At 52.7% G+C, this 19105-nt stretch carries 20 protein-coding genes and 2 riboswitches; of the genes, 15 read left to right on the top strand and 5 right to left on the bottom strand.

Features of this window, described 5'->3' with window-relative positions; genetic code table 11:
• Positions 1-277 precede the first annotated feature (277 nt).
• The 5 genes from PCI15_RS13295 to PCI15_RS13315 all read left to right on the top strand — a co-directional run bounded on the left by PCI15_RS13295 (position 278) and on the right by PCI15_RS13315 (position 5833).
• Positions 278-1537, top strand: coding sequence for a flavin-containing monooxygenase (locus tag PCI15_RS13295; protein ID WP_271270441.1), 1260 nt, complete (start codon positions 278-280; stop codon positions 1535-1537).
• Between the two features lie 63 nt (positions 1538-1600).
• Positions 1601-2020: a RidA family protein gene (locus PCI15_RS13300; protein WP_271270442.1), complete on the top strand. Its 420-nt coding sequence runs from the start codon at positions 1601-1603 to the stop codon at positions 2018-2020.
• Positions 2021-2092: 72 nt separating this feature from the next.
• Positions 2093-2764: a DUF1028 domain-containing protein gene (locus PCI15_RS13305; RefSeq protein WP_271270443.1), complete on the top strand. Its 672-nt coding sequence runs from the start codon at positions 2093-2095 to the stop codon at positions 2762-2764.
• A 332-nt stretch (positions 2765-3096) separates the two neighbouring features.
• Complete coding sequence (gene argE / locus PCI15_RS13310; protein WP_271270444.1) at positions 3097-4275, top strand: acetylornithine deacetylase; 1179 nt, start codon at positions 3097-3099, stop codon at positions 4273-4275.
• A gap of 130 nt (positions 4276-4405) precedes the next feature.
• Entirely contained in the window at positions 4406-5833 is a 1428-nt protein-coding gene (locus PCI15_RS13315) for an APC family permease (RefSeq protein ID WP_271270445.1), read from the top strand.
• 90 nt (positions 5834-5923) lie between these two features.
• Here PCI15_RS13315 and PCI15_RS13320 read toward each other — a convergent pair whose 3' ends face one another.
• Positions 5924-6199, bottom strand: a complete 276-nt coding sequence (locus PCI15_RS13320; protein WP_271270446.1) for a LysR substrate-binding domain-containing protein — start codon at positions 6197-6199, stop codon at positions 5924-5926.
• 300 nt (positions 6200-6499) lie between these two features.
• Between PCI15_RS13320 and PCI15_RS13325 the strand changes: the two genes are divergently transcribed.
• Complete coding sequence (locus tag PCI15_RS13325; RefSeq protein WP_271270447.1) at positions 6500-7363, top strand: substrate-binding periplasmic protein; 864 nt, start codon at positions 6500-6502, stop codon at positions 7361-7363.
• Positions 7364-7365: 2 nt separating this feature from the next.
• Here PCI15_RS13325 and PCI15_RS13330 read toward each other — a convergent pair whose 3' ends face one another.
• From PCI15_RS13330 to PCI15_RS13340, 3 genes are read right to left on the bottom strand one after another with little or no spacing between them, the layout of a single operon-like run.
• The gene (locus tag PCI15_RS13330; RefSeq protein WP_271270448.1) at positions 7366-8394 is read right to left on the bottom strand and encodes a FecCD family ABC transporter permease; all 1029 of its coding nucleotides are present in this window, start codon (positions 8392-8394) and stop codon (positions 7366-7368) included.
• Between the two features lie 3 nt (positions 8395-8397).
• Positions 8398-9354 carry an ABC transporter substrate-binding protein gene (locus PCI15_RS13335; RefSeq protein ID WP_271270449.1) on the bottom strand — a complete coding sequence of 319 codons (957 nt, stop codon included), beginning with the start codon at positions 9352-9354 and terminating at the stop codon, positions 8398-8400.
• Positions 9299-10168, bottom strand: a complete 870-nt coding sequence (locus PCI15_RS13340; protein WP_271270450.1) for an ABC transporter ATP-binding protein — start codon at positions 10166-10168, stop codon at positions 9299-9301. The genes PCI15_RS13335 and PCI15_RS13340 overlap by 56 nt, the downstream gene beginning before the upstream one ends.
• A 141-nt stretch (positions 10169-10309) precedes the next feature.
• Positions 10310-10512: riboswitch (cobalamin riboswitch) on the bottom strand.
• A 206-nt stretch (positions 10513-10718) separates the two neighbouring features.
• Positions 10719-10820: riboswitch (TPP riboswitch) on the top strand.
• Positions 10821-10879: 59 nt separating this feature from the next.
• Here PCI15_RS13340 and thiD point away from each other — a divergent pair.
• The 9 genes from thiD (at position 10880) to PCI15_RS13385 (ending at position 18278) form a co-directional block, all read left to right on the top strand.
• On the top strand, positions 10880-11701 hold the full coding sequence (gene thiD, locus PCI15_RS13345; protein WP_271270451.1) for a bifunctional hydroxymethylpyrimidine kinase/phosphomethylpyrimidine kinase: 822 nt from the start codon (positions 10880-10882) through the stop codon (positions 11699-11701).
• 8 nt (positions 11702-11709) lie between these two features.
• Entirely contained in the window at positions 11710-12480 is a 771-nt protein-coding gene (locus PCI15_RS13350; protein ID WP_271270452.1) for an ABC transporter ATP-binding protein, read from the top strand.
• A gap of 70 nt (positions 12481-12550) precedes the next feature.
• Positions 12551-13300, top strand: coding sequence for an ABC transporter permease (locus PCI15_RS13355; RefSeq protein ID WP_271274617.1), 750 nt, complete (start codon positions 12551-12553; stop codon positions 13298-13300).
• Positions 13301-13323: 23 nt separating this feature from the next.
• A complete protein-coding gene (locus PCI15_RS13360; protein WP_271270453.1) occupies positions 13324-14253 on the top strand; it encodes an ABC transporter substrate-binding protein in 930 nt (309 codons plus the stop codon).
• A gap of 28 nt (positions 14254-14281) precedes the next feature.
• Entirely contained in the window at positions 14282-14947 is a 666-nt protein-coding gene (tenA, locus tag PCI15_RS13365; protein WP_271270454.1) for a thiaminase II, read from the top strand.
• A 523-nt stretch (positions 14948-15470) separates the two neighbouring features.
• Positions 15471-16139, top strand: coding sequence for a DUF1007 family protein (locus PCI15_RS13370; protein WP_271270455.1), 669 nt, complete (start codon positions 15471-15473; stop codon positions 16137-16139).
• A gap of 17 nt (positions 16140-16156) precedes the next feature.
• Entirely contained in the window at positions 16157-17224 is a 1068-nt protein-coding gene (locus tag PCI15_RS13375; RefSeq protein WP_271270456.1) for a nickel/cobalt transporter, read from the top strand.
• A 196-nt stretch (positions 17225-17420) separates the two neighbouring features.
• The gene (locus tag PCI15_RS13380) at positions 17421-17825 is read left to right on the top strand and encodes a helix-turn-helix domain-containing protein (RefSeq protein WP_271270457.1); all 405 of its coding nucleotides are present in this window, start codon (positions 17421-17423) and stop codon (positions 17823-17825) included.
• Between the two features lie 63 nt (positions 17826-17888).
• Positions 17889-18278, top strand: a complete 390-nt coding sequence (locus tag PCI15_RS13385) for a VOC family protein (RefSeq protein WP_271270458.1) — start codon at positions 17889-17891, stop codon at positions 18276-18278.
• A 232-nt stretch (positions 18279-18510) separates the two neighbouring features.
• Here the strand turns inward: PCI15_RS13385 and PCI15_RS13390 are convergent, their stop codons facing one another.
• Positions 18511-18969: a DUF2846 domain-containing protein gene (locus PCI15_RS13390; protein ID WP_271270459.1), complete on the bottom strand. Its 459-nt coding sequence runs from the start codon at positions 18967-18969 to the stop codon at positions 18511-18513.
• Positions 18970-19105: the final 136 nt, after the last annotated feature.

The raw sequence follows: 19105 nt of genomic DNA on the forward strand, positions 1-19105 counted from the left end.
ACCGCTCCGGATCCTTCCGGAAGCCGGGTAGGAATAGCAGCAAAAAATGATCTGAATCAGTTTTTTTAATCCATTCTAAAAGTTAAAAATATTTTAATAATGCAAGCAAAGCTCATAGTCTGAATGCACAACATGAGGGCTGTGTATTTACCCTGCATTACCGGAAAGAGAAACGCTGCGTAATGCTTATGGCCATGCACACCCCGCCCACCCTGCTGTGTGGGACGGGTCACCAATCCCTCTGAGAAACACTGAATAACAACAACAGGACTCAGACATGACAGTTGAAAAAATAGACACGCTTGTTATCGGTGCCGGCCAGGCCGGCGTGGCCATGAGCGAACACCTTAGCAATCTTGATGTGCCACATCTGGTTCTGGAACGTGACCGTATCGCCGAGAAATGGCGTACCGCCCGCTGGGATTCTCTGGTCGCTAACGGCCCGGCATGGCACGACCGTTTCCCGGGTCTGGAATTTGAAGATGTTGATGCCGATGCCTTTGCCCCGAAAGAACGCGTGGCTGACTATTTCAATGACTATGCGAAAAAATTCAACGCACCGATCCGTACCGGTGTGGAAGTTAAAAATGTTGTCCGCAATGCCGACCAGCCAGGTTTCACCGTAGAAACCTCTGAAGGCACTATTATTGCTAACCGTGTGGTTTCTGCCACCGGCCCTTTCCAGCACCCGGTTATTCCGCCGATTGCACCGAAAGACGATAACATCCATCAGATTCACTCAGCCGGTTACCGCAACCCGGAACAACTGCCGGAAGGTGCAGTACTGGTCGTGGGTGCAGGTTCATCCGGTGCACAAATCGCTGACGAACTGCAACGTGCCGGTAAAAAAGTATACCTGTCTGTTGGCCCGCATGACCGTCCACCACGTTCTTACCGTAACCGCGACTTCTGCTGGTGGTTAGGTGTACTGGGTGAGTGGGATGCCGAAGCCATGAAACCGGGCACTGAGCACGTCACCATTGCGGTAAGCGGTGCTTACGGTGGCCAGACTGTCGACTTCCGCCGTCTGGCAAACGAAGGCATGACGCTGGTTGGCCTGACAAAAGCATTTAACAACGGCTCGGTGACCTTCCAGTCAGATCTGGTTGATAACCTGAACCGGGGCGACGACAACTATCTGGAATTGCTGGATGCCGCTGATGCCTATATTGAACGCAACGGCCTGGATCTGCCGGAAGAACCGGAAGCCCGCACCCGTTTCCCGGATGCAGACTGCATCACCAACCCGATTGTTGAGCTGAACCTGGCCGAAGCCGGTATCACCTCCATCATCTGGGCGACCGGTTTTGCGACCGATTACAGCTGGCTGAACGTTAACGCCTTCGACGATAAAGGCAAGCCGGCTCACCAGCGCGGCGTATCCACTGAACCGGGCGTCTACTTTGTTGGCCTGCCATGGTTATCCCGCCGGGGTTCCACGTTCATCTGGGGTGTGTGGCACGACGCCAAGCACATTGCGGATCACATCGCGACACAGCGTAAGTATCTGGCTTACCGCGATTCGTCACAGCGCTAAACACCCGTAAACAGGCCGGCTGTCAGCCGGCCTGTCTGATCACGTTTTAACTGGAGCAAGTTGATGCCAACCCATACACGCATCCGTATGTTCAATACGAAAGAAACCTACCCGAACCAGAGCCTGGACAACGACCTGTGTCAGGCTGTGCGTGCCGGTAACACCGTTTACGTCCGCGGCCAGGTAGGCACTGATTTTGAAGGTAACCTGGTAGGTCTGGGTGACCCGCAGGCGCAGACAGAACAGGCGATGAAAAACGTCAGGCAACTGCTTGAAGAAGCCGGTTCAGATCTTAGCCACGTGGTTAAAACCACCACCTACATCATCGACCCGCGCTACCGGGAAGAAGTCTACAAAGAGACCGGTAAGTGGTTCAAAGGCGTTTACCCGATTTCAACCGGGCTGGTGGTTCAGGCGCTGGCACAGCCTCAGTGGCTGATGGAAATTGACGTGATTGCCGTCATACCGGACGACGAAGCCTGATTACAGACACACCTTACAGCCTGCCTCAGTAATGACGCAGGCATTTTTACTACAGCACAACAGGATAACAATATGACATTCTCAGTTGCAGGTATTTGTCCTGATACCGGTATGGTCGGCTGCGCGATCACCTCTTCCAGCATTTGCGTCACCAGCCGGTGCGCCTTCGCCCGCAGTGGTACAGGTGTTGCCCTGACACAGAATATTACCAACCCGGATCTGGGCCCCCTGGCACTCGATCTGCTGGCCGAAGGCCACAATGCTGAAGCCGTGATGGAAAAGCTTCAGGCCGCCGAACCGCATGTTCAGTGGCGTCAGTTAGGCGTGCTGGATAAAGACGGCAGCGGTGCCACCTTCAGTGGCGCCGAAGCACTGGGCATCTATGCCACTGCCGAAGGTAAAAACTGCATCGCGATGGGCAACCTGTTGGCCAATACCGATGTGCCACAAGCAATGGCCGATCATTTCGAACACAGCAGCGGCGACCTGGCGGACCGCTTGCTAGCCGCGCTGGAAGCCGGTCTGGCCGCCGGCGGTGAACTGGGCCCGGAACATTCAGCCGGCCTGCTGGTATATGGCGAGCCAAACTGGCCCATCGTTGATCTGCGGGTTGACTGGCACGTTTCACCCATCAGTGAACTGCGCATGGTACTGAACAACTACCAGCCTCAGATGGATGCTTACATCACCCGGGCCACAGATCCTGCTAATGCAGAATCCTATGGCGTGCCCGGCGACGAATAAGCCTCCCAAACCCCCTTACTTTAAGCCCGACAAACATAGTTTCCGGGCTTTTTTATGGCTTAAATCTATGTATTTGACCATGAAGAACAGCCTAATACATTGAAATACAGGCTAAATAAGTTTTTTTGATCCAAATCAAAAAATAAAAATATTTTAATGATGAAGAGCAAGGGCATATTCTGAATTTATCGCCAGCTGGCCTTCTGATCCACGCGTTCAGCCCTGTTCCTGAAAGTATCTGTTCTTCACGGCGCAGACTTTCAGAAGCACATGAACAACTGCCTTCAGCGGCACAGCCGGCAACTGATAATAACAACGCTCCGGGAAACAAGATGCCACACACCACCCTGCAACTGCTGCAAGATCTGATCAGCTTTGACACCACCAGCTGCAATTCCAATCTGGAGCTGATGGCCTATGTACAAAGCTATCTGAATGAACAGGGTGTGGAAAGCCAACTGATTTATGATGCAGCCGGTGGCAAGGCCAACCTCTATGCCACGGTTGCCGGCTCCGCCGCTAACAAGGCAGAAGTAGCAGCGAAAGCGGGCGTTATGCTATCCGGCCATACCGATACCGTTCCTGTTACCGGCCAGAACTGGACCTGTGACCCTTATCAGTTGAGTGAAACCGATGGCCGTTACTATGGCCGTGGCACCAGCGATATGAAAACCTTCATCGCCTCGGCCCTGGCTGCGGTACCGGCCATGCAGGCGGCGGTTCTGCAACTGCCGGTGCACCTGGCTTTCTCCTACGATGAGGAGATCGGTTGTGTGGGCGTACGCCGGATGATCGATACCCTGAAGGATCACCCGGTGAAACCGGCTATCTGCATCATAGGCGAACCGACTGAAATGCAGGTGGTAACGGCCCACAAGGGCAAGCTGGCGGCTAAAGTGAGCGTCTACGGTAAAGAATGCCATTCCGGCATGGCACCCTACGGCGTCAATGCGGTGAACTACGCCGCCCGGATGATTACCTGGCTGGAACAGCTGGCCCATGAAAAACAGACACTGGGTCCGTTCGAGGACGGCTATGACATCCCCTACACCACTGTTCACACCGGTGTCGTTCACGGCGGTACCGTGGTTAACATCGTGCCGAATTACTGTGAATTTGTGTTTGAATTCCGCAACGTTGCCGCCGAAGATCCCCGCGGCCTGCTGCAACGCCTACAGGGTTACGCGGACAAGCTCACTGAAGAAATGCGCAATACCAGCCCGGATTGCCGCATTGAAATTAATATCACCACTGAATACCCCGGCTTAAGCACCGCCAGCGACAGCGAAGTGATCGCCTTTGTGAAAAATCTTGCGCAGCCGATGGCCAAAAAACATATCAACTTTGGCACCGAGGGCGGCCTGTTCAGCAAGGTGCTGGGCATTCCGACCGTTGTCTGCGGCCCTGGCAGCATGGATCAGGGACACAAGCCCGATGAGTTTATCCATATTGATCAAATCAACCAGTGCGATGCCTTCATGGCCCGCTTAATTACCCAGCTAAGCGGATAATCGCCAGCCAGGTTACAGCACCACGCGCACACCTTAAATCGCGAAGGAGGTCTTACCCGTTTTAACGTCCGGTCTTATACTTGAATAGGGCCAACCTGATATCAAAAATATAATAAACCAGGAGTAAAAAATGTCTGACAATTCTACCTACGCCTCTGGCGGCGCTGAGGCTTCCTCGGGAAGCAGCAGCAAGGGATTCAGCAGAGTACTCGGTTTAGGCTCACTGTTAGCCGTTGCCGTTGGTCTGGTGGTATCTCAGGGTGTTATGGTTCTGATGCTGCAGGGTGCCGGCATCGCTGGTCTGGGATTCATTATCCCGCTGGCTATCGGCTACATTCTGGCCCTGACCTACGTCTATTCATTCTCTGAACTGTCACTGATGATTCCCCGTGCGGGCAGTCTCAGTAGTTACACTGAGGTGGCGATTGGCCATTTCCCCGCCATTCTGGCGGTATTCTCCGGCTATGTCGTCGTGGCAATGTTTGCCCTGTCGGCTGAGCTGTTACTGGTCGACTTCATTATCGACAAGATTTATCCGGGAGCCTTCCCGCAGTACACCGTAGGCTTTGGCTTACTGGCTATCTTCACCGCACTGAACCTGATGGGCATTGATGTGTTCGCCAAGCTGCAGTCAGTACTGGCGTTTGTAATGGTTGTTGTATTGCTGGTGCTTGGCCTGACAGCAGTATCAGGTGCAGCTAATCCGCAGCCTGCAGGTCTTGATCTGACCTCTACCTGGAACCCGCTGGGTGCAGAAGTAATTACTCTGGTTGCACTGGCAATCTGGGGTTATGTCGGCGCGGAGTTTGTTTGCCCGCTGGTAGAAGAATCCAAAAATCCTGAGCGCAATATTCCCCGCGCGATGATCATCGGTGTTACCGTTATTTTCGGTACGATCGCTATCTACTGCCTGGGTGCCCTGCTGTATATCCCTGCAGATGATCTGGCGGCGTCGCCGTTACCGCATTACGATTACTTCAAAGCCGTATTCGGTGATGTAGGCTTAACCTTCCTGGCGGTTGCTGCTGTTACTGCAACCTGTTCAACGGTTAACACTTCACTGGCTGCGATTCCCCGCATGCTTTACGGTATGGCACAAAACGGCCAGGCATTCCCACAGTTCAAAAAGCTGACCAAAAACACAAAAACTCCGTGGGTTGCGGTGGTATTTGTTGCCGCGGTTACCGGCCTGCCAATGCTGGTTATGGGTGATAACCCGGATGCCATCGGCCTGCTGCTGATCTCCGCAGCAATCGCCTGGTTGCTGGCGTATATCATCACGCACATTAACGTGATCGCCCTGCGTAAGCGTTACCCGGATATGGCGCGTCCGTACAAGACACCTTTCTATCCGTTACCTCAGATCATCGGTATTGCCGGTATGATCTATGCGGTGATCTACGCATCACCGGCACCGGAACTGAGCAATCAGATCTTCGGCGCAGCAGGTGTGGTACTGGGTATCGTATCCGTGATCGGTGTGTTCTGGGTGAAAGTGGTAATGAAGAAGAATCTCTTCGAACCTGAGCCAATCGAAAAAGCACTGGACGCTGAATAACAGCTTTTGGAATCACAAGGCAGCTTCGGCTGCCTTTTTTATTTTGTCAGTTTGACTTCGGCCCCTTTGCAGCCTGATCTGACGTCAACATTACTGCTGGCGCCTAAATGCCGTCAGATAATCACTGAACGCCTGTACCTGACGGGGCAGATAGCGCCGCTGCGGATATACAATCTGCAACCCCACCGTTGCGTCATCCTGCTCACTCAAACCGGCAGTATAGTCTTCCAGTACAGGTACCAGCCGGCCAGCATTCATATCGTTACAAACATCCCAGTATGACTTCAGCACAATGCCCATACTCTGCAGCGCCCACTGCCGGACGAGCGCACCGTCATTACCCGGCAGGCCGGCCTGATTTACCACCGCTTTGCGCAGAATCTCCCCTTGTCTCCCATGCAGGATAAAAGCACGCTGTTTGGCGGCTCAGCAGCCGGATGTACAGACTACCCGTTCTCACCGGCCTGAACGGAAAAACAGGCCCTCAGCTCCAATATTTTCAGGATGTGCCACGCATCCTGAAAATACTTCATAAAAGTTCAGTCAGGATTCAGTTTTTAGATGAAATTACCTATGGATTTTCGTAGTATCTGTCTAATAAGAAAGGGATTTCTGAATAAAACATGGATGAGGGACCAGTATCGTTGTTGTCATAAGGCTGCTTGAATGTTCAGAAGAACCTTCAGATTTTTTTTACCATGCGGTAAGCAACCGTTCATTTTCAGATACTGCATCCGACTGTTAACCGTCTTTATATTCGGCAGTACAGCGTCACTAAGCTATGCAGCAGAAGCCACTCAGCTTGATCTGATTACTGAAGAATTCCCTCCCCTGCAAATCGAACTGGACAGCCAGCCCAAGGGTTACGTGATTGATTTCATCAAAGCATTGGTTGAAGAAGCGGCGAAACAAGAGCCTATGGTGATCGGCAGTACTCACTTTCTCCCCTGGCGGCGTGCGATCAAAATGTCTCAGGACGGCCCCAACAAACTGTTTTTTTCTATATCCCGTAATACACAGCGGGAAAGCCAGTACCACTGGATCGGCCCGGTTTCACCCTATGAAGTGATCGTCTATAAACATATTGACGGCCCCGATCATATGCCAGCATCACTGGAAGCGCTGAAGAAATATCGGGTCGCTGTTCAGGGTGGCGGCAGCCTCGACACCTACTTTACAGAACAGGGCTTCACACCGGTGCGCGTTAATCACACCCGGCAAACCATTAAAATGCTCCGCGCCCTGCACATTGACTACGCCCCACAGGTCAACAGCTTCCCTTACCGGATTGATGAATTCGGCTTTAACGCGGATGACTTTGTACCGGTGTTACGCGTCGATGATCTGTCAAAACAGCTCTGGCTTGCTGCCAGCCCGGAAACCTCCCCACAAGTTGTCCAGGCATTACAGGCAGCCTACATAAAACTGTCGGAAGTAAATCTGCTGGACGATCTGATCAGCCAGTACGGCTTCAACAGCCCGGTTATGCTCAACTACCGGTTACGCAAAAGGCTGGTGAACAAGATATAGCGCTAGCGCCGAGCTAACAGATAGCAGAAATAACTGCCTCCCACTGCCCCGGTAATAATCCCGATGGGCAGTTCCTGCGGGGCCAGTAACATGCGGGCAACAATGTCCATACCCAGCATGAAAGCCGCACCGGCCAGCGCGCATAACGGCAGCAGAGTACGGTTATCGCCCCCGACAAACGCCCGCATAATATGCGGCACCACCAGGCCGACAAAACCGATCGTGCCGGTCAGCGAAACGATCAGGCTGGTCACCAGGGTGGCCAGCAATAATACAACCACCCGTGCCCGGTTAACCGATACACCCAATGCTGCTGCACTCTCCTGCCCCATCATCAGGGCATTCAGGTTACGGGCCTGCCAGATCAGAAAGGCCACACCCAACACAATGATCAGTGCAGGAATGGGCAGAAGATCCCAACGCGCCCGGCCCAGGCCACCCAGCATCCAGAACACCACTGACTGCGCCGCCCGCTGATCGCCCAGAAAAATAAGCCCGTTGGTGCCGGCCATCAGCAAAAATGAAATGGCGACACCGGCCAGCACCAGACGATCTGGCCGCTGGTTTTCCGGCCGCTTGATAAGCATGAGTAACAGCAGAAAAGATAACAGTCCGCCGGCAAAACTGAACACCGGCATGCTATACGCACCGATGACCAACCCCACATGAGAAATAACCAGCACGGCTCCCAGCGATGCACCGGAGGACACGCCCAGCAAGAAAGGATCAGTCAGAGGATTACGGGTCGCCGCCTGCAAAGCCGCACCGGCCACAGCCAGACCGGCACCGGCCAGCATCGCCAGAATCACCCGCGGAGCCCGCAGTTCAGTGATAATGACCGACTGAGATTTACGCCAGTCCGGCTCGATGAAAGTACCCAGCATATCAGGACCTAAGCCCTGCAATAGAATGGCCAGCGCCTGATCCGGACGAATCTGGCTGACACCGATCATGATGCCCGCCAGTGAAAGTGCCAGGATAACCAACAGCAGAGCGCCGCCGATCAGTCCCGGCCTGAAGGTCTTACTCAAGGCTTACCGTCCGCTCAGGTACATCTTTTCAGCCAGTTTTTCCACGGCCTGAATGTTCAGCGGGCCCGGTGTAATTTCACCGTATTCCAGTGGCAGGAAGCGATCATTCTTCACTGCATCCAGTGTAGAAAGGACCGGATGGTTCTTGATGAATTCCCAGGAGCCTTTCCAGCCACCTTGTTGATAATCCACCAGAATAAAGAAGTCAGGCTCAGCGTCCATTACCGCTTCAATACCCACCTTGCCCCAGCTGGTATCAATGTTATCCATCACGTTTTCACCGCCCGCAGCGCGGATAAGCGCCGTAGGCATACCGAAACGGCCGGAGGTGAAAATCTTGTCTTCGCCGGAATCATACAGGAAAACTTTAACCGGCTTTTTGCCTTCAGTCTTATCAGCAACCGCTGCCAGACGGGACTTCCAGCCATCAACCAGTGCGTCAGCTTTTTCCTTCACACCGAATACGGCACCCAGGCGTACAACGTCGTCATACAGTAAATCCATTGAGGCATCCGGTCCGGACTTGGTCAGGTGCACACAAGACTCCGTCAACTCCAGTACCGGTACACCCAGATCACCCAGGCTTTGCGGCGTCAGTTCACCGTCGGTACGCATGCCGTAATTCCAGCCTGCAAAGAACAGATCCGGATCGGCACTGATCACATTCTCAGTGGTGGGATTTTTTGGCGCCAGCTCCGGAATGTCACCCCGGTCTTTATCAAATTCAGGGCTGGTTTTGTACCAGCCGGTAATGCCGGTCAGACCGGCTATATGCTTCTGAATACCCAGTGCAAATGCCATCTGGCTCATGTTCTGATCATGAATCACCGCCCGCTGAGGGGCCGCATCAAAGGTAACGGTACGGCCACAGCTATCAACAGTAACAGGAAACTCAGATGCCTGGCTAAGCGGCGCCAGACTGGCGAACAGCATCGCTGAGCTGAAGATGAGGGTGCGCATGTGCTTGGTCCTTTTGCTTTTTTGTACAGGAAAAAAAGGGGAGCGAGGTGGCATAAAACGACCACTGCTCCCAAGGGTTAGAGTAGGTATTGGCACGCACGGCAAAAACGTTTTCGAATAACTCAGGGGTCAGCACATCAGCAGGTGTCCCCTCGCCTACCAGACGTCCCTGCTGCATCACCAGAACACGGTCGCAGTAGCGGGCCGCCAGTGGGAAATCATGCAGAGACACCAGGCTGCTGACTGGCAGTTTACGCAGTAACTGCATCAGGCTGAGCTGATGTTCAATGTCCAGATGGTTACAGGGCTCATCCAGCACCAGCAACTCTGGCTGCTGTACCAGGGCCCGGCAGATCATCACGCGTTTGCGCTCCCCACCTGAAAGCTCACTGATATCACGGTCCAGATAGCGTCGCAGATGAAACTGCCTGATCGCCTCATCAATCACCTTTTCCGCGTCCGGATCATTGCCGGTAAACCAGTGCTGATGCGGCGTACGGCCGGTGGCAATCACTGAACGGACGCTGAGCTGAAAGTCAGCAGGCATTTCCTGCGTAACCGCAGCCACCTGCAAAGCCCGTTGCCGGTCAGTCAGGGTACTGATGTCCCGGCCATTGATGTGAACTGATCCGCTGAACTGGCGCAGAGCACCAAACAGGCAGCGCAGCAGTGTGGTTTTACCGGCACCGTTCGGCCCCAGTACGCCCACCACTTCGCCCGGGCGCATACTGAAACTGACGTCATCCAGCAGCAAACGCTGGTTATCGCCAGATACAGTCAGCCCTGAAACCTGCAGCAAATCAGCCACGGCCATCGGTTACCGGAAGCCCCGGCAGAACAGAGAGTGTTTTCGAAATGTCTTTGCCATGTGTCGCCTAAGTTCACACACGGACAAGCACGCCCAGGAAAAAAAGCTTCAGAAAGCTTTTATGCCCAGAACCGCCCACCGCGATTTTATAAGGGTGATACGCAGGCTGGTTTCCGGGCTTAACAGTTGGCATATGCCGGTCATCAACCCTTCCCAAGCATACTGCTCAGTGGTTTGCTGATGACCAAACTGTAGTTACCGTTGCGGGGGCAGCGCCGGAATCTCACCGGCTTCCCAATTATCAGCCGTCCATAAAAATGGCCGGCTGCACCTGTCGCATACAGAATTAGTTGGCAGCATAGTATTTTGGAAAATCCTGAAACACAACCCTTGCTGCCAGAATATTTTTCAACGCCAGCATACAGCCCCGTCGACCCGATCCCCGCCACACACCCTGAAAGCCCGGCGCTGCGCGCTGCCACTCATGCTTTAGGCGTACACGTCTGGATACCAATAAGTTTCATTTGTGTTTGTATAGCCAACTCTCTATGATCGCCCAATACAGTCGGGGAACCAGAATTCTGGTTGAGATGGCAACTGCTAAACCCGTAGAACCTGATCCAGTGAATTGGCGTAGGAAATCTGTAAACATCGCTTACAGCATTACATTTCCTGCCGGTTCACTCCGTTATCTCTACTCAGATGCAGGAAAGCACCATGTCACAGCCCCACACTCCTATCGTTCTCAGCGTAGCCGGATCCGACAGCGGTGGTGGCGCTGGCATACAGGCAGACATCAAAGCCATTTCTGCCACCGGCAGCTACGCCTGCACAGTCATCACCGCCCTGACCGCCCAGAATACCCGCGGCGTCAGTGGTGTTATGCCAGTAACGGGCGCGTTCATTGAGCAACAGTTCGAATCCGTTTTCAGTGATATCGCGGTAGATGCCGTCAAGATCGGCATGCTGGGCGATGCTGACACCATCCGGACGGTGGCTGCAGCCATCCGCAAATATCAGCCAAAATACGTCGTGCTTGACCCGGTGATGGTTGCCACCAGTGGCGACGTTCTGCTGGCCAAAGATGCCACCGACACCCTGATCAGCGAACTCATCCCACTGGCCGATGTGATCACCCCGAACCTGCCGGAAGCTCAGGCATTACTGGCAGCACGCCCGGAACTGAATACCGCCAGCGCGGAAGATACCGCGGCACATTGCGAACAACTGCTCGGCTATGGCTGCAAGTCGGTCCTGATCAAGGGCGGCCATCAGGCAGCCGATACCAGCACCGATTTCTGGCTCGGCGCTCAAGGCCTGCGCACTTACAGCAGCCCGCGTATCGATACCCAAAACACCCACGGCACTGGCTGCACGCTGTCCGCCAGCATAGCCTCGTTCCTGGCACAGGGCTACGCGATGGCCGACGCCATTCAGCAGGCCAAAGACTATATTCAGGCGGCCATTGAACATGCTGATGAACTGCGCATTGGTGAAGGTTCCGGCCCGGTGCATCACTTTTACCGTCAGGCCCGGTAATCCAGACCATGCACGCCACCGAAATCAATATCCGCCAGCTTAGCCTGCAATATCAGCATGCCCCTGAACCGGTATTCAGTGAACTGAACCTGCAACTGCCTGCCGGAGAATGGACCTGCCTGCTGGGCAGCAGCGGCTGCGGTAAAACCAGCCTGCTACGCCGGCTTGCCGGATTAATCGAACCCCAACATCACAGCAGCGGTGAAATTACCGATCAGCACGGCCAGCCCCTGGAAGGTCAGATCGCCTATATGGCCCAGCAGGATCTGCTCCTGCCCTGGCTGAAAGTGCGCGACAACGTCTGCCTGCAGGCTCGCCTGAGCAAAGGTAAACCCTCTGCTGATGACTATGCCCGCGCCGACCAACTGCTGGCCCAGCTGGGTCTGGCTGACAGCAGCCATCTGCTACCCGACGCATTATCCGGTGGCATGCGTCAGCGGGTAGCACTGGCCCGTACCTTAATGCAGGACACCCCCATCGTACTGATGGATGAACCCTTCAGCGCACTGGATGCTGTTACCCGCCACCGCTTACAGGCGCTGGCGTTTAAAGCGCTGGAAGGCCGCACCGTATTACTGATCACCCATGACCCGCAGGAAGCCCTGCGGCTGGGCCAGCATGTCTGGCTGTTTCAGCAGCGACGGTTAAAAGCCGCAGCCACACCGGACAGCCCGGTGCCCCGGCCTGTGGATGCAGAACTCGGCGACTACCAGCACCGTCTGTTAGCTGCCCTTCAGGCCGCGGATGAACAGTTCAGTGAGGAGAGCGCCAGTGAATAAGCCCGTCACCCCGGTTACAACCCGCCCCACCGCTCAGCAGGATGTACAGAACGGAACAGGCCGGCGGCAGATACTGTTTCGCCTGACCGTCACCAGCCTGGTTATATTGGGCGTGTGGCAGGCCATTGTAACGGTCTTCTCTATGCCACCCTTTATACTGCCACCACCGTTGCTGGTATTCGACAAGCTGATCAGTAATCCGGAACTGCTTTGGGATCACAGCCTGATCACGCTCACAGAAATTGTGCTGGGACTGTTACTCGGACTATTCATGGGCATCGGGTTAGCGCTGCAGATGCTGCTGTTTAATCCGGTACGTCGCTGGTTACTGCCGGTGCTGATTGCCAGCCAGGCCATCCCGGTATTTGCCCTCGCACCGATTCTGATGCTCTGGTTCGGATATGGTATGGCCTCCAAAGTAATAATGGCAGCGCTGATAATCTTTTTCCCGGTCACTACCACCTGCTTCGACGGTCTGCGCCATACGCCTACCGGCTACCTTGACCTGGCCACCACCATGCACGCCAACCGCTGGCGTCAGCTGTGGCATATCCGCCTGCCGGCAGCCCTGCCAACGCTGGCATCCGGTATTCGGGTAGCCGTCGTGGTTGCCCCCATTGGCGCCGTCGTTGGCGAATGGGTCGGTTCTGCTGGCGGCCTGGGTTACCTGATGCTGCAGGCTAACGCCCGGATGCAGATTGCCGACATGTTCGCGGCCCTGTTTATCCTCGCCCTGTTCTCTATCCTGCTGTACTACAGCACTGACCAGTTACTTAAAAAAGCCATTCCCTGGTACCGGGAAAAGTCAAACAACACCTGAAAAATGAAACAACGGAAACTGTCATGAAAAAAATACTCGCTTTTGCTCTGATCATGTTCAGCCAGCAGGCACTGGCTGAAAAAGTCACCCTGATGCTGGACTGGTTTGTAAACCCGGACCACGGCCCGATTATCGTTGCCAAGCAACAGGGCCTGTTTAAAGCCCAGGGTCTGGACATTGAAATTACCGAACCTGCTGATCCAAGCACCCCGCCTAAGCTGGTTGCGGCCGGCAAATTTGATCTGGCGGTTACCTATCAGCCGCAGCTGATCCGTGATGTGGTTGAAGACCTGCCCCTGAGCCGGGTTTCAACCCTGATCGCCACCCCGCTGAATACCGTGATGGTTCTGAAAGATAAGGGCTACACTTCTCTGGCGGATCTGGAAGGTAAGAAAATCGGTTATGCCTTCGACGGCGGACTGGTCGATGCTACCATCGGCACCATGATGAAGAAAAACGGCGCCAGCATCGACAACGTGGAACTGATCAACGTAGGCTGGTCCCTGTCTGCGTCACTGGCAACCGGCAAGGTAGATGCCATCTACGGCGGCTACCGTAACTTTGAAATGCATCAGCTGAGCATGGAAGGTTTTGAAGGCAAGGCATTCTTCGTTGAAGAAGAAGGCATTCCGCCATACGACGAGCTGGTTGTGGTTGCTAACAGCAACAAAATCGATAAAGACATGCTGAAGAAGTTTAACCGGGCGCTGGAACTGGCAACACAGTTCACCGTTAATCACCCGGATGAAGCCTGGGAACTGTTTAAGTCTTACGGCGACGGTAACAAGCTGGATACCGAACTGAACCGTCTGGCCTGGAAAGACACCCTGATCCGTTTCGCCCTGCGCCCGCAGGCAGCTGATCTGGGCCGTTATGACAACTATGCCCAATTCCTGTTCGACAACGGCGTGATTAAAACACTGCCGAAAGCCACTGACTACATCGTTCAGTAACGCCGGACACAGCACAGGAACACAGACTATGAACCATCAGGATCTGATTAAAGGCTGCCAGCAAGACTGGGACCTGTACATCAAACACCCCTTTGTGCAGCAGCTTGGCCAGGGCACACTGGCCAATGAAAGCTTCCGCCACTATCTGCAGCAGGATTACCTCTACCTGATTCACTACGCCCGTGCCCACGCGCTGGCGGTATTCAAGAGCGACAGCCCGCATCAGATGCGTGCCAGCCTGCCGTCTCTCTCTGCACTGGTGGAGCACGAAATCAGCCTGCATATAGACTACTGCAAGTCCTGGGGTCTGCAGGAAAATGATATTCTGGAACTGCCTGAGGCTGTTGCCACCGTGGCCTACACCCGCTATCTGATCGATGCAGGCCTGCAGGGTGACCTGGCCGATCTGTACGCGGCACTGGTGCCCTGTGCACTGGGTTACGCCCACGTGGGTCAGTATCTGACTGAAACCGGCAACAGCGTCATTGAAGGCAATCCATATGCCAACTGGATCGACATGTATGCCGGTGAGGAATATCAGGAAGCAGCCTATGCAACCACAGCATTCTTCGATGAACTGATTGCAGAAATCCCGGCGGACTCCCGCCGCGGCAAACAGCTGCAGAAGCATTTCACCACGGCTACCCGCATGGAAATTGCCTTCTGGCAGCAGGGGCTGGATCTGACACAATAAGTCAGTACCTGCATTATCCGGCGGGCATCCTGATGCTACATATAGCTTAAGGCAACTGTACGCCGGATATTCCTGAATGAAGAAGCCTTAGCAGACCAAAGCTGCTAAGGCTTTTTTACACCGGCTCATCTCAGTCTGTTCCACACAGTTAGCCTACTGCCGTCTTTTCTCTTATAAACGTCCAATACTGTTTACCAAATCCGACACGTCCCCTGACAGCATTTATTACCCTGCTGATATCCGGCAACAATCTTATTTTTATCCCAAAACTCTATTCCGTTGCCTTCTGCCATGCTGATGTTTATCAATAGAACGCCCACAGAGAGCAAGGCGCCTTAGGGCGACCTTCCCTGCGCAACACTCAGGTAACACCAGCCGCAGAGGAAAGCTGGATTATATAAATGTTATATTATAACATTTATGCGAATTAACACTGACAGCCAGAGATGGGCTTAGCATCTCACCGGCATGTATTCAGAATGAATATGAGCACTCCCGACCATCCAAACAGGCAGCCTGCAACATGACATTACAGTTCCGGATTTTCATGTCTTTGGTTTTATCAGTCCTGCTTGCCTGCTACGCATCCCTGACATCTGCCCACCCGCATAACTGGATCGACCTGAAATCCGGCTTCACAATTAATAGCCAGAACAGGCTGACGCAAATTAAGCAGACGTGGAAGTTCGACATTTACTACTCAATGATCACCTTAGCTGACGTATTAAATGAGCATAAAAATGAAGAAAAAGGTTTGAATATAATTGCCCGTAAAATGATTACAGACCTGGCAGATTATAATTATTTTTCGCTGCTGAATATCAATAATACATCCGTCCCACTGCCCGCTCCGGCCAGCTACCGGCTATATTCTCAGGATGAAGGCACCGGACAATTTCTTGAAATGGAAATTCTGTTTGATATCGCGCCCGAAATCCCCCTCGATAATAAAACAATTGAATGGCAGATTTTCGATCCCACCTACTATATCGCCATGATGCACACCGAAAACAGCAATATCTCAGTAACCGCTAACAGCGACATAGATTGCTCCAGCACACTCGAACAACCCGCCCCGACTGAAGACATTATTGACTACGCAATGAGCCTGGACCGGAGCCAGCGTGAAACCAACGGCTTAGGTAAATATTTTGCCGAAACCATACGTATCAGTTGCAATCAGAAACATTAAACAGCAGAAGTCTATATATGAAAGCCATCAGCCCAGCATTTCAGCATAATCGCCAGAAGATCATCATCAACCTGTTAACCTGCCTGTTAACGGTTACCCTGGTTTCTGCCCTGTATTTTAATTGGGCTTCCCTGATGGGCTTAATTGTTGAGGTGCAGCTACAGCTGCATAAAACCATGGCGAATCATATTAGCCAGGTAACAGAGAATCCTGCAAAATTTGGTGGCGCCCTTATTGCAATCAGCTTCCTGTACGGTGTCTTTCATGCGGTAGGACCCGGTCACGGCAAAGCGGTAATTATCACCTATCTGGGCACCGGCAAAGAGAGCATTCGCCATGGTGTGATTGTCGCCATGCTGTCCGCAATTATGCAATCCGTTGTTGCCATTACGCTGGTGAGCCTGCTGGCCAGATATCTGGCGTTTCAATTAGCCGACGTGCAGAACTACGGAACCAATGTAGCCATTGTCAGCTATATTCTGGTCATGCTGCTGGGGCTGGTTTTAACTTTCAAAGCTGTGCGTGTGCTTCTGAAAACGGATCGCATTGCTAATCTGTTTAAGCGGCTTAAATCCGCAAACTATCATAATCACCAGCATCATAATCATTCTCACGATCACTCACACAGCCATTCACATGATCATTCCCACAGCGATACACACAACCATTCACATGATCATTCCCATAGCTCCGGTTGCGGCTGCTCCCATGCCCACGCCCCGGTAAAGAATCAGTCAGTTTTACAGACACTCACCGTGATTCTTTCCATGGGATTCCGGCCCTGCTCCGGTGCAATCATTGTGCTGATCTACGCACACCTCGTGGATGTTTATTCCTATGGAGTATTTGCCACTGTGATGATGGGCTTAGGAACCGGACTGTCTGTCAGTTTAATGGCGATTGCGACCGTGTACGCCCGTACCCGGCTGGAACGTCTCATTTCCGGACCGGACGGCATCAGTACCAGAGCCTATCATTTTCTTTCCAACTATCTGCGCCTTGCCGGAGGAATCTTTCTGATCTTCTTTGGCTATAGCCTGTTCATTGCCACCTCTGCCCTGATCAGCAACCACCCTTTACTGTAATACTCATATGGCCGGGTAACTGAACAGATCAGTTACCCGGCACACCTTTCCCCTTCTCAGAATGAGCTCCCGGGGCAGATCACACCCCAATGCCACTCTGCACACACAGGCTTTCGGCAAAGGGTTCTTCAGCTCGGGCCATCACTAAACTGTGCTAAAGTCAGACAGAACCTGCACTCTGACTGTAAGTAGCCGAATGCCGAACGCACCCAAATCATTTTTCCAAGCTGAACTGGAACGCATCTACCGCGAAGAGGTATTGCCACCGGAAAAATATGAACAGGTCCGGCAGTCCCGGGAACTCATGGATACGCACTATTCAGCGCGGCTGGAACTGGACGATCTGGCTAAAGCGGCGTGTATGTCCCGGTTTCACTTTGTCAGAATCTTTCAGCAAATGTATGGCTTAACCCCCAGAGTCTACCTGAGAGATTTACGCATTTCTAAAGCCAAAGACCTGATTAAAACAGGTATGCCGGTCACTCAGGCTTGCCTGGACGTCGGTTACCAAAGCATGCCAACCTTTTCATCCGTCTTTAAAAAATGCACCGGTAACACCCCCAGAGAATATCAGCGCATGCATAACAGCAATCGGGAATAAGTATTCGCCCGGGAACACAGTTATGCTTTATCTGCTCACTAACCCGCAAAGAGTTTTAAAGAGATGATCAGAATATACGTTACCAGTGTGCCTGTTGAAGATCAGGATAAAGCGCTGGATTTTTACACCGGCATTTTAGGCTTTATTAAAAAAAAGGATATCCCACTGGGAGAACACAAATGGCTGACGGTCGTCTCCCCTGATGAACAATCCGGCGTTGAGTTGTTGCTGGAGCCAATGGCCTTTGAACCCGCTAAAGTGTACCAGCACGCCCTTAAAGAAGCCGGTATCCCCTGCACCTCTTTTGAGGTGAATGACATAGAAAAAGAATACCAGAGGCTCATCGGTCTGGGGGTGACGTTTTCTATGCCGCCGACTGAAGCGGGCACCGTTAAAATTACGGTACTGGATGATACCTGCGGGAATTATATTCAGCTGATGCAGGAGCTGTAGAGGTCACCCAGCTTCGTACCAGGGAGCTTTAAAGGGCCGGAGATTTATGTGTTAATCTGACTCCGGCCTCCGTTATCCTCTTTGATCTTCAAAGGATACGGGGTCAGACCTCTCCTTTTTCCAGCCTTCTGGATGAGCAAGAAAACCGGCCTGCCCTAGATTTCTTTAGCCTCAGCCAGATAGCACTTTAAGCAAGTACTACCTGGCAATAGCAGTAACCAGCGGTGTTACACTATTTACTGCAGGTTCCTTTTTTCGCCATCGCTAAACCTGCAATCGCCGCCTTACCTTCCGCTTCGTTAACCTGCTCGATATTCGCACCGCCAACAAAAGCGCCCAGTTTTATATACTGATTGAAGAAATAGTTTTTCCCTTTTTCTGTTTTAACAAGCAGATCATTGGGTGAAAACTCTGACTCTGTCGATATTTTGTGCTCTACGCCACCCACAACCTCTTCATAGAAAAATACATCAGGCGCTGATTCACCAATGCATTTATCGTCGACCCAAATGTCTTTCTTCAAAGCACCACCGAATGCACCTGCACGGTAGATATACAGACCAGCGTTACCTTCAGAAGGCGCGTTAAACTTCTTTGCCTGTTCTGTTTTTTCAGCCGACTCCATCGGGACGGAGGCACATCCGGATAAAAATGACGCCGCTAAAACTGATGCTACCAACACTTTTTTCATTACTTAATCCATTCCTTACTGCTAAGTGCCAATTAGTTTTGAAACTATCAATATTGTTTTACAAACAAGCGTACGTGTTTTTCGACCACAGCCGGTAGCAAGAAAAACGGCAATAACCTGAATCCAAAAGACTTTC

Source organism: Aliamphritea hakodatensis (assembly GCF_024347195.1).
Taxonomy (GTDB): Bacteria; Pseudomonadota; Gammaproteobacteria; order Pseudomonadales; family Balneatricaceae; genus Amphritea; species Amphritea hakodatensis.